This window comes from Coleofasciculus sp. (assembly GCF_046539235.1).
GTDB lineage: Bacteria > Cyanobacteriota > Cyanobacteriia > Cyanobacteriales > Coleofasciculaceae > Coleofasciculus.
Window position 1 is genome coordinate 1 of sequence record NZ_JBKHHI010000200.1, and the last position, 11,560, is coordinate 11,560.

Below are 11,560 nucleotides of genomic sequence, written 5' to 3' on the forward strand. Positions count from 1 at the left end.
ATGGCGGTGATTCTGCTTCAGAATTCCTTTATTGTATCCGCTTATGGCTGAAAATCAACTCGATTGTGATCAAATTTATGCTATCAACTGAATAAGTTTTGTTAAACTGACTTGAATTAGTACACATACATTTAAATTGGGAATGGGTAGCGAGCAAGATGCTCGCACTACTGCCGCCTTCGGTTACAGCATGGCGAGAATCAGGTTGTTCGCTGCGATCGCGTGAGGCAGGCTCCGGTCATCTGTTGTGTCCAATGTTAAGATAGATGTCCGATATCCTACAAGATTAGCATCGAGCAGTTCCTTATTATGTCCCCTGAGCAGTCCCCACCCGATCGCCAAAACACTCTCGAAGAAATTCGTGCTACCCGTTTGGAAAAAGTCCAACAGCTTAAAGCGTTGGGAATTGAGCCGTATGCGTATCACTGGCAGTCTACTCACCATGCGGCTGAACTGCAAGAGAAATTCGCGGATCTGGGGAATGGTGAAGAGGTTGATTTTGAAGTCGCGATCGCACTTCTCGAAACCTTTACCTAGACTAGATTCTGGACATTTTTGACAGACCACCAATTTTGACAGAGTGTTGAACGCCTTATTTTACCGTCGATCTTTCATCAATGGTTGTAGTGTGTCCTGCTAGGCGAGGTAGCAAGTCGGGTTTTAAAATGGTTTCGATTATGATGTCGGGTTCGGGTAGGAATTCTCCAGCCGACAGGGGGTTACGCACTTCGGGCTTGAGATTGAATAGTGCTTCTGTGTCGATGCGCTGGTAGAATTGGGGGTTAACTTGGAAGGTGAGATGACATTCAATTAAGTTCGTCGTCTTGTTTGGTTAGGGTTAGGGTGACGGCGCGGATGGGTAGGGGGGTAGTGGTGCGATCGTGTAGGTTGAGTTCGCTGTTTTCGTAATAATGTTCAGTCTGTACCATCAGAGAGCTTTATCCTGTCCTAGTCTCTTCTGAATTTTACTCAGGTTGTTACTGTATTCAGTGACATTCACCCTAAGTCTGCCAGTTACCTTCCAGATATAGTTTGATCAGACCTGCGTGTGATAAGGGACGCGATAAGTTGTCTAAGTCGCTGTTTGTTTCGTAATCTAACAAGACCTCCATACATCATGGCTTACTCCCACTGCATATAAAAATGAGGTCAATTCATTGACCACTTTGGCAAGCATCCCTTGAGGCTTACAGAATGCGAGTTTACACTCTATCTCAAGAATTACGGCGAGAGACAAATCCGCCAATTCGAGCCATGACAGCGTTGTATTTGGCAGAAGCCGCAACGACATTAGCAAGAATGGAAGTGCTAGAAGCTCAAAAAAATGTCAAAGAAGATGATTAAATTGTCGGGGAGATGATTTAGTTCTCTGTGTTAATCTGTGTCATTCAATCGTGAGTCTTCTGGAGGCTATCATTCAATCTGTGTAATCTGTGTTACTGCATTCGATCAATAGTGCGATATTGAATAGCTTCGGCAATGTGTGCCGTTTGCAATGTTTCAGCCCCCGATAAATCGGCAATTGTGCGGGCGACTTTGAGGATGCGATCGCTTGCCCGGGCAGATAGTCCAAGTTTGCGAATTGCCCCTTCTAAGAGATTGCGACTACTATCATCTAAATGACACCATTGTCTCAAATGACCACTTTGCATCTGGGCATTGCAGCGCAGTGTGGGTTCTGAGTTGAAGCGATCACGGGCGCGATCGCGGGCGACTTTTACTCTCTCCCTTACGGCTTCTGACGCTTCACTTTGAGGCTGTCGAGTAATCTCTTCGGGTTTGAGGCGATTCACAGCAACTTGTAAATCTATTCGATCCATCAACGGACCCGAAAGCTTTGCCCAATAGTTCTCCCGTTGTCGCGCTGAACAGGTGCAGGGTTGCAGGGTATCGCCAAAGTAACCACAGGGACAGGGATTGGTACTAGCAACTAAGGTAAATTGTGCCGGAAACAAAACGGATTGTCGGGTGCGAGAAATGGTCACATAACCATCTTCTAAAGGTTGACGCAAAAATTCCAACACATTGCGCTTAAATTCGGTTAACTCATCTAGAAATAATACACCTCGGTGCGCTAAGGAAATTTCTCCGGGACGAGGAAAACTTCCTCCTCCAACTAATGATGGACCTGATGCAGAATGGTGGGGACTGCGGAAGGGGCGATCTCTGATTAATCTGCCTTTATCTTTAAGTAATCCGGCTACAGAATAAATTTGGGTGACTTCTAGGGCTTCTGAAAAACTTAAGGGCGGTAAAATTCCGGGTAATCGTCGCGCCAGCATGGTTTTACCGCTTCCCGGTGGACCAACGAAAATTAAATTATGACCTCCTGCGGCGGCTATTTCTAACGCCCGACGCGCATGGGATTGACCTTTGACTTCGTTTAAGTTTCCGCCTGTAAACTGATAGGAGGATGATTGGGGTAATTCATCCATGGTTACCGGAGAATAGCGTTCCGGTTGATTCAAAAAATCTGCCACATCAGCCAGATGCTGGAATCCATACACCGCCAATCCACGCACCACGGCGGCTTCTTGGGCATTATCGGCGGGTACGACTAACCCCGAAATTCCTAAACTTTGGGCAGCAGCGGCGATGGGTAAGACTCCCGCAATGGAGCGTAAATTGCCATCCAAGGAGACTTCGCCTAAAAATAGATAATCACCTAATAATTCAGGATTGACTTGTTGCGAGGCGGCGAGAATCCCTACACTAATCGGTAAATCAAAGCTGGGTCCTTCTTTGCGTAAGTCGGCGGGGGTGAGATTAATCACGATTTTCCGCATCGGGAAGACAAACCCGGCATTTTTTAACGCCGCCCTCACCCGTTCTCGCGATTCTTGGACAGCAGTATCAGGTAATCCCACAACGATAATTCCCGGTAATCCGCCTGACACATCGACTTCCACACCGACTTTCACCGCATCGATGCCGACTAGCGAAGCACTCCAAACCCTGGCAAGCATGTCTGTTGATCCTGAGTTTTACTGGCAATTATAAGGCGTGCGATCGCAGCGATCAAATCTATTTTATTCGGACGTTTCTCTTTTTTCCCTATTCCCTCCTCATAATTCAATATATTCAATCGTTGGCGAATTCTGTTTTCTCCCTGTGAGCAAATAACAATTCATTTGCCCCTTCCCTTTGACTTGAATCGGACCGCGATCGTCAAAATAATAGCGATGCTTGAGGCGCTTATATGTGTCTTCCGTTACCTGAATACTCCCCGGTAAGCCGTGGGATTCCATACGACTGGCAATATTTACCGTATCCCCCCACAAATCATAAATAAACTTTTTAATCCCAATAATTCCTGCAATCACCGGTCCAGTATGAATGCCAATGCGAATACTAAAGGATTTCCCGGTTTCTTGGCAAAATTGCCCAATCACCCGTTGCATATCCAACGCCATATCCGCGATCGCTTCGGTATGGTTGAGCATCGGCATCGGTAGCCCGCCAACCACCATATAGGCATCACCAATCGTCTTAATCTTTTCTAAATGGTGTGTCTCAACCAGTTGGTCAAACTCTGAGAAGATTACATTTAAAATCTCAACCAGTTCAATCGGCGATGTGTGAGACGCCAACTCCGTAAACCCGACAATATCGGCAAAGAGTACCGTCACCTCATTAAAGTGATCCGCGATTGTTCGCTCTTCTCGCTTCAGACGATGGGCAATTGGTTCTGGCAAAACATTCAGTAGTAAATGTTCGGATTTTGCTGTTTCCCGATCCAATGTTTTTAGGGCAGAGGCAAACTGTCTGGCAATAATTACTGCCGCAATTAATGCTACCAACACCGCCGCCACTAATAATACTATCGCCGTATCACTGGTGTCATTAATTGTTCGACGCGCTCGCTCCGCCTCCGCATCTGCCAAGTCGATTAATTTATCTGCTAGTGCCTGTGCCTGTTGATCAAAATTGCGAATTTTGTCCTGAATTTCCTGATCGAGTCTAACGATATCTTCGGCAACCAATTGATAAGCATCGAGATATCTTAATGCCTGTCTCCGTTCTGTCTCATTAAATTTAGCACTGGTGTTAATTTGCTCACGTAACTGTTGCGCTGTTTTAGTCAGCAACTCCATTCTGGCAGGTTCACGAGTGGATAAATATTCCTTTTCATAAGACTGCATTTCATTAACTAATCCGAGAAACTCTTGAGCCTCTGCTAGTTCCAAGCGATTCCGCAATAGAGTTAAATTTTGTTCCAGTTGTTCGAGTACACCAACATTATCAATTCCCAAATTACTCACCAAACCCACCGTTTCCTGGAAACTGCGAGAATATTGCTCAACAATTTCCACATACTCCACCAAATCCGGATTACTCTGCCGTTTAAATATCCCCCCCTGAACCTGAACCAGAAGCTCTTGTAGTTGGCTACTAATATCGATAACTTTTTCAATCTCTTGGCGGTGTTTGTCGCGAAAGTCATTCAGATTGGTACTGGAAAAATTAATGCTGGGCCACCGTAAAAAGAAATCAATTTCCACGCGACGGGCATTGCGTAACGCTGCATCCATTTCAAACCCGCGTCGTTGAACCTCAATACTGGTCAGAAGCACCGCTTTGGTCTCATTACGCATTTGCCGCAGAGAGACAAAGCCTGTCATTGACACAATGCCAATTAACAACAGCAGCGCAATAAATGCCAACGCAAACTTGGTGGTGATGCTAAGTTTGCGCCCACCTCCAGTCAGGCGCTTCCATATCTTCATAATCCTTTCTTATTTAGTCCTTCGTCATTTGTCCTTAGTCCGAAGTCGCCTTTTCATCAGCAATGACTAATGACCCAGCATTTAATTTTGTAGAGACGTAGCATGCTACGTCTCTACAGCCTCCCCATCTCCCCCACCATCCTGTACCAAGTTAGATTAATAATCCCCCCCAGAACCATAGCGCCATGCATCCAGCCAACGGTGATAATAGTATTGGGTGGTTGGGGGTAATTGATGTACGGGTTTGCTCATAAATTGTCCTAATGGATATAAGCCACTGTAGACGCCCAGATTTATGTAATGCACCATCCAATCTAACAGCGTGGTTAACCCAACTTGGGGTATTACGGGAGTCACCAGTCCGGGTTTAGTTAGGGAAATGAGCGTCAGGGTTTGGAACAGTCCAGAAAACTGCACCACATCTTGTAGGAAAGGACGCAGTACGTCATCCCCCAACTGTGCCATTGTTTGAAAAACGCCCGTCAGCAACTCATTGATTTGATTGGGGGGTATATTTTGCTCAACGCCCACACTCATTGCCCGTTGAAACATCCAGGTAACGGCAATATTCGGCTGATAGGGTTGCAGCATTTTTAAGGCGTCTTGGGTCAAAACGTCGCAACTAAGGGCTTCCTGAATGCCTTCTGTCAAACGTTTAAGGTGACGTACCATGGAACCAAATCCGCCAAAACTGACGGGAGATTGAGCGCCACTGCTATCACCCACGGGCAAGATTCGATTCCAGGGCATTCTGATCGGACTGTCTTTGTAGGATGGGAAAAAGCCAAATAATACTCGTTTAAAATCCAGTTGTGACAGTTCCACCCCTTGATAGTCAGGCAATAGCCGGAAGTATTCCTCCATAAAAAACCCCAAACTGGGGCGTTGGGGATGGGCGTCGAGATAGGTGAATAAATAGGTGGTTCTGCCATCTCTGGCGGGAAAGGCTTCCCAAAAGTATTGACAATGATTCTGAATGGGTGTAAAAGAGACAATTAAATCTCCTGTATCATTCTGGGTAAACCCTTGAGCGCAACTACCCACGACAAGACAAACCCCTTCCGGTTTTTCCCCCTGTCGCACTTGTTTAACAATGGGAGAGAAGTTACCCATCGCATCAATCAGTAACCGAGTGTTTAACCCACCCGCCGCCTCGACGCGCACCCCATCAGGATGAATCACCGCCCCCTCAAATGCCGTTTTTTCCAAAAGCTGACCCCCAGCCTCGATAAATTTGGACTTGAGCGTATCCAGCAGGAAAACCGGGTCAACGCCAATATTCAAGACATCCTGCACCCAGACATCCTCTCCACCCAAAAAACTAACCCGACCTGGGTTATACTCAGATGCGATCGCGTCCTCTAATTCTTCAGGCGATAACAGGTCAAGTTCCAGGAATACATCAAGTTCTGGGCGGGAAATATTCCACTCTTGATCCCTCCCCCGCAAAATCCCCCGTTCTAATACGGCGACGCGCCAGCCTCGCCTTTGCAAAGCAGCACCCAGGAAAATGCCTAAGGTACCACCACAGATAACAATATCCCAATCTACTGTTCCTAAGGGTTCTTTTGATTCCTTAACCACCTGAGGAATCGACGTGGTATCGTCTCGCAACGCTTGCCAGAATTGGTCAGCCTTCCGCAAGCCTGCCAAGACATCTCCCGGTAACTGGGAAAGAATTTGTTCAGTTTGATTCATAACTCTCTCGCTTGCTTGGCACAGATGCTCCCTCTACATCCTAATCTGCGAGGGGTTAAAGATAGAAGGCTCCAGGGGCGGAGGGTAAGGAACAAGGCAATGAGATAACGGTTCAATAAAACATGACCGAGGCAGAATGACACCGACTTAAACGGGGTTCGTAGTAGGCACGAAGCGTGCCAGCAGCGCTTTAGCGCTGACTACAAACTCTAAAGTTGAACCCTCAATTCCTTCTGTTCCCTGTTCCCTTGTTTTAAATCTGAAAAATGAACAAACTATTTTTATTAGCTACTATCGCTATCGGTTCTATGGGATTAGCCACTCCTGCTGTAGCCGAAACCAAAACCGTCGAATCAGGAAACGTTCGAGCTGAGTTTTCCTATCAAAGCCAAGACTTTTGTTTAGATGACGCCCAATTACAAATCAGTCGGGATGGGGAAATTTTACTGAATCAATCGTCATTAACAGACTTGGGAATTTGTCGGTTGACGGATTTGCAAGTCCGCAACTTAGACGTTAACCCCGAACCAGAAGTTATTTTAGACATCTATACGGGGGGAGCGCATTGCTGTTGGGTTTCTCTGATTTATCGCTACGATGCGGCTCAAGATGCCTATACTCTAACCGAACAGTTTTGGGGGAATGCGGGTTATGAATTTAAGGACTTAAATCAAGATAACATTCCTGAGTTTTGGACGCGGGACGATAGCTTTGCCTACGCTTTTACGTCTTATGCTGGTTCATCCTATCCCTTGCAAATTTGGCAGTATCGCAATGGCAAGATGGTAGACGTAACGCGCAGCTATCCACAACTGATCTACAATGATGCCTATCAACTCTGGCAACGTTATACAGAAACTGATTATCCCGGTGTCGCTAGAGGAGCATTAGCCGCTTATTTAGCGGATAAGTATATGCTTGGTCAAAGTGAAGATGGTTGGCAACGTGTTCGTCAAGCTTATCAAGGAAATGACAGAGAGTCATTCTTTAAGGATTTACGCAAATTCCTCCAACAAACGGGTTATATTAGAAACCCTGGAGAAACAGCCTATTATCGGTTAGCTGAATTAGAACAGACGGGATTATATAACCAATGTCCTCAAGACACTAGCTTAAGGACTGCTGGGGAAACGGACAACTATCGTTTTGCTATTTGTGCGGGTGAGTCGGGTCAATATTATATGGGACAATCGAAGCGGACAGGAGATTCGATTACCGTGAAACATAAGCAGGATGATCCAGAAAATTCCTTCCGTCGTGGCGATACGGTTTATCGTTTGCAAATGGATGAAGGTGACTCGGCGAATTTGTATCTGGAAGTCTATCAAAACAATCGCCGATTATTGAGGGAAATGGCACAGCAGGTGTATTCATTAATGTAGAATTCCTATTTAATATATTTCAAATTCAAATGTCTAGACGAGATGATCTACTCGTCTATGAACCAAGTGCGATCGCGGATTTTGTAGGTTGGGTTGACGAGAGGAAATTCAACACTCTGGAAACAAAAACAGAGCTTATGTACACACGCCATTTATGGTAAGGACACGGCAGTTTATTCATTGATTTAATAAATAAAAGAGGGCGGTTAAAACCGCAGCTACACAAACCAAACCCGCCTGCGCGGGTTTCCATACCCTTAGTGCAGCGCCAATTTTGTAGGTTGGGTTGACTTATGCACACACGCCATTTATGGTAGGGGTACGGCATTGCCGTGCCCTTACAGGTAGCTGGCTTATTTGATGTTAGCGTCCTGTTCAGTTGAGTCAGGAAATGAACATTCAACAGTAATCTTTAGGTTGCTCTTAGCCGTTCCTTTGGTGACATAAGGAACGCCCGCTTCACCGCCTAGTTCGATGCCAAATTCTAGAGTGACTTTTTTGACATTCGCGATCGCCATTTTTTTAAAGGCGCTTAACGTGTAAATTGTGTAAGCGCGAATTGTGCCTTGAATCGCTCGGAAATTCTGCACCATCTGCCTTTGCGCTTTGGCGACTTGAACGTTTTTAGGAACGGCGGCTTCCTCTTCGTCTTCGTCTTCGTCTTCGGGTTCTGTGGTGATGTCGGGAATGTCTACTTCATCTGTGGCTTCAATATAGGTCAGAAAACCAAGGTGACACTGAGTCAGCTACGAGACGCCATTATACAATTGTTTAAACCTAAGGGTAAATCAGTCCCAGATACAGCGCTATTATACTTTTCTGGGCATGGACTACGGCAAGATTTTGGGGTTGAAGAAGGGTTTTTAGCGAGCAGTGATGTGAATCCGGAGGGGGAAAACTGGGGATTATCTCTACAGTGGTTACGTCGATTGCTGCTCACCAGTGAGGTGCGACAGCAAATTGTGATCCTGGATTGCTGTTACAGTGGGGAGGTTCTCAACGTTGCTGAGGCTGATCCAGGGGAGGGAGGGAAAGCACGCGATCGCTGTTTTATTGCTGCATCACGAGAGTTCGAGGTGGCGTATGAGGGAATTGATGAGCGTCATAGTGCGTTCACGGCGGCGTTACTCGAGGCGCTGGAACCCAAGTCAGAGCGCTGGGTAACGAATCACACCTTAGTGGAACGTCTCAATCAAGTTAACTCAGAGTTTCCCCAACGTCCAATTTGTACTAATTCTGGGACACCGATTAATCTTACTCGTTGCCTGACACCACTACAACCCAAATCAGGGACTCTGAAAACTGAATTAACGTCTTCTCCCCATAATTTAAAGCATAGTGGGGTGATTGAATTTGTGGGACGCGCTGATGTTCTGGAAAATCTGCACCAACAGTTACAGCAAACTGAACGCATCGCGATTTGTGCGGTAGCCGGGATGGGAGGCGTCGGTAAAACTGAATTAGCTCTACAATATGCTCTACATCACCGCAAACAGGGAACGTACCCTGGTGGCTTGTGCTGGATACAGGCGGGGGATGGCGTTGTGGGAACTCAGATTGTTAGTTTTGCTAGAACTCAATTAGATTTACAGTTACCGGATGGGTTAGAGCTAACTGAACAAGTGGCTTACTGCTGGCGACATTGGCGGAGAGGGGATGTCTTATTTATTTTCGATGATGTGCGAAATTTTCGGCAGATTAAACCCTATCTTCCCCCTGCGGAATCGCGGTTTAAGGTATTAATTACCACCAGACGGCAAAAGTTGGGGGCATCCTTTCAAAGAATACATCTTTCCGTACTCACAGAAGAAGACGCAATTGCCCTGTTAGTGTCATTGATTGGACAAGAACGAATAGAGACAGAACCAGAACAGGTAAAACGTCTGTGTCAAGAATTAGGCTATTTACCCTTGGGATTGGAATTAGTGGGGCGGTATTTACAGCGTAAGTCTGATTTGTCATTAGAGAAAATGTGCCAGCGTTTGGAGTTAAGGCACCGTTCTCTGCAAAATACAGATGGGGACATGACTGCACAATTTGGGGTCGAGGCTGCATTTAAGTTGAGTTGGCAAGAACTGAGTCAAAAGGCTCAAAAGTTGGCTGGTTTTCTCAGTTTATTTGCCCTGGCTCCCATTCCTTGGAAATGGTTGGAACAATGCTGGTTAGACGAAGATGTAGAAGAGTTAGAGGATGCTAGAGATGATGAATTGGTGAATCGGAGTTTATTGGAACGGGTAGATACAGAGAGTTATCAACTGCACCAACTGATTCGGGAATTCTTGCAAGGGAAGTTAGAGGAATTAACTGAAGCATCAGAACTTAAACAAAAGTTTTGCCAGGGAATGGTCATGGTAGCACAGCAGATTCCGGAGACGCCAACTAAAGATGATATTGTCATCGCTACTCCGATGATTCCGCACCTAGCCGAAGCCGCAACGACTCAGCAGGATTGGTTAAGTGATCAGGATTTAATCTACCCCTTTGGTGGCTTAGGTCGATTTTATCAAGGTCAAGGACTCTACCAACAAGCCTTACCCTGGTACAAGCAGTGCTTATCAGTAGCAAAAGAACGTTTAGGAAATGACCATCCCGATGTAGCAACCAGTCTGAATGATCTGGCTCTGCTCTACTATTTACAAGGAAGGTATAAAGAAGCTGAACCATTATATCAGCAAGCCTTAGAGTTAAGAAAACGCCTGTTGGGTAATGAGCATCCCGATGTAGCAACCAGCTTGTACAATCTAGCTAATCTTAACTATTCACTGGGAAGGTATTCAGAAGCCGAACCTTTATATCAGCAAGCCTTAGAGTTGAGAAAACGCCTGTTAGGTGATGACCATCCTTATGTGGCAGAAAGTCTGAATAATCTTGCTAATCTCTATACATCAAAAGGAAGGTATTCAGAAGCCGAACCTTTGTATCTGCAAGCTTTCGAGTTGAGAAAACGCCTGTTGGGTGATGACCATCCTTATGTAGCAACCAGTCTCAACAATCTGGCTAACCTTAACTATTCACTGGGAAGGTATTCAGAAGCCGAACCTTTGTATCTGCAAGCTTTCGAGTTGAGAAAACGCCTGTTGGGTGATGACCATCCTTATGTAGCAACCAGTCTCAACAATCTGGCTAACCTTAACTATTCACTGGGAAGGTATTCAGAAGCCGAACCTTTGTATCTGCAAGCCTTAGAGTTATATAAACGCCTATTAGGTGATGACCATCCTTATGTAGCAACCAGTCTCAACAATCTGGCTAATCTCTACAAATCACAGGGAAGGTATGGTGAAGCCGAACCTTTGTATCTGCAAGCCTTAGAGTTATACAAACGCCTGCTGAGTGATGACCATCCCCATGTGGCAACCAGTCTCAACAATCTGGCAGGACTCTACAAATTACAGGGAAGGTATTCAGATGCTGAACCTTTATTGGAGCAAGCCTTAGAGTTATACAAACGCCTACTGGGTGATGACCATCCCAACGTGGCAAGCAGTCTCAACAATCTGGCTCTACTCTACTATTCACAGGAAAGGTATGGTGAAGCTGAACCTTTATATAAACAAGCGTTAGAGTTGAGAAAACGCCTGCTGGGTGATGACCATCCTGATGTGGCAAGCAGTCTCAGCAATCTGGCTAATCTCTACAAATCACAGGGAAGGTATGGGGAAGCCGAACCCTTGTATCAACAAGCCTTAGACTTGAGTAAACGCCTGCTGGGTGATGACCATCCTGATGTGGCAAGCAGTCTCAGCAATCTGG

At 45.8% G+C, this 11,560-nt stretch carries 8 protein-coding genes and 2 pseudogenes; 4 read left to right on the forward strand and 6 right to left on the reverse strand.

The genetic code is table 11. The annotated features are described in order from the left end of the window. Positions 1-309: 309 nt before the first annotated feature. Positions 310-516: pseudogene (locus ACLFWI_RS17515) on the forward strand (lysine--tRNA ligase); the annotation flags it as partial. Between the two features lie 290 nt (positions 517-806). Here the strand turns inward: ACLFWI_RS17515 and ACLFWI_RS17520 are convergent. Together ACLFWI_RS17520 and ACLFWI_RS17525 are read right to left on the reverse strand one after the other, a co-directional pair. Next, the gene (locus tag ACLFWI_RS17520; protein ID WP_446413979.1) at positions 807-929 is read right to left on the reverse strand and encodes a hypothetical protein; all 123 of its coding nucleotides are present in this window, start codon (positions 927-929) and stop codon (positions 807-809) included. Between the two features lie 72 nt (positions 930-1,001). Then, positions 1,002-1,106 (reverse strand): annotated as a pseudogene (locus ACLFWI_RS17525) (DUF6939 family protein); the annotation flags it as partial. Between the two features lie 88 nt (positions 1,107-1,194). Between ACLFWI_RS17525 and ACLFWI_RS17530 the strand changes: the two are divergent. After that, complete coding sequence (locus ACLFWI_RS17530; RefSeq protein ID WP_446413980.1) at positions 1,195-1,344, forward strand: hypothetical protein; 150 nt, start codon at positions 1,195-1,197, stop codon at positions 1,342-1,344. A 92-nt stretch (positions 1,345-1,436) separates the two neighbouring features. Here the strand turns inward: ACLFWI_RS17530 and ACLFWI_RS17535 are convergent, their stop codons facing one another. From ACLFWI_RS17535 to ACLFWI_RS17545, 3 genes are all read right to left on the reverse strand, one after another. Beyond that, positions 1,437-2,966, reverse strand: coding sequence for a YifB family Mg chelatase-like AAA ATPase (locus ACLFWI_RS17535; protein ID WP_446413981.1), 1,530 nt, complete (start codon positions 2,964-2,966; stop codon positions 1,437-1,439). 99 nt (positions 2,967-3,065) lie between these two features. Beyond that, complete coding sequence (locus tag ACLFWI_RS17540) at positions 3,066-4,727, reverse strand: adenylate/guanylate cyclase domain-containing protein (protein WP_446413982.1); 1,662 nt, start codon at positions 4,725-4,727, stop codon at positions 3,066-3,068. A 156-nt stretch (positions 4,728-4,883) separates the two neighbouring features. Then, on the reverse strand, positions 4,884-6,425 hold the full coding sequence (locus tag ACLFWI_RS17545; RefSeq protein ID WP_446413983.1) for an FAD-dependent oxidoreductase: 1,542 nt from the start codon (positions 6,423-6,425) through the stop codon (positions 4,884-4,886). 266 nt (positions 6,426-6,691) lie between these two features. Here ACLFWI_RS17545 and ACLFWI_RS17550 point away from each other — a divergent pair, with 266 nt between their 5' ends. Beyond that, positions 6,692-7,807 (forward strand): hypothetical protein, encoded by a 1,116-nt coding sequence (locus ACLFWI_RS17550; RefSeq protein ID WP_446413984.1) that lies wholly within the window; start codon positions 6,692-6,694, stop codon positions 7,805-7,807. Between the two features lie 353 nt (positions 7,808-8,160). Here ACLFWI_RS17550 and ACLFWI_RS17555 read toward each other — a convergent pair whose 3' ends face one another. Then, entirely contained in the window at positions 8,161-8,553 is a 393-nt protein-coding gene (locus ACLFWI_RS17555) for a CU044_2847 family protein (protein ID WP_446413986.1), read from the reverse strand. On the opposite strand from ACLFWI_RS17555, the gene ACLFWI_RS17560 reads away from it, so the two are divergent. Beyond that, positions 8,539-11,560, forward strand: a 3,022-nt coding sequence (locus tag ACLFWI_RS17560) for a tetratricopeptide repeat protein (protein WP_446413985.1), incomplete at its 3' end; no start/stop codon positions are given. The genes ACLFWI_RS17555 and ACLFWI_RS17560 overlap by 15 nt on opposite strands.

Bases quoted from the DNA above. Each gene is read 5' to 3' on its own strand.
- ACLFWI_RS17520 (WP_446413979.1), bottom strand. From the start codon at position 929: ATGGTACAGACTGAACATTATTACGAAAACAGCGAACTCAACCTACAC.
- ACLFWI_RS17530 (WP_446413980.1), top strand. From the start codon at position 1,195: ATGCGAGTTTACACTCTATCTCAAGAATTACGGCGAGAGACAAATCCG.
- ACLFWI_RS17535 (WP_446413981.1), bottom strand. From the start codon at position 2,966: ATGCTTGCCAGGGTTTGGAGTGCTTCGCTAGTCGGCATCGATGCGGTG.
- ACLFWI_RS17540 (WP_446413982.1), bottom strand. From the start codon at position 4,727: ATGAAGATATGGAAGCGCCTGACTGGAGGTGGGCGCAAACTTAGCATC.
- ACLFWI_RS17545 (WP_446413983.1), bottom strand. From the start codon at position 6,425: ATGAATCAAACTGAACAAATTCTTTCCCAGTTACCGGGAGATGTCTTG.
- ACLFWI_RS17550 (WP_446413984.1), top strand. From the start codon at position 6,692: ATGAACAAACTATTTTTATTAGCTACTATCGCTATCGGTTCTATGGGA.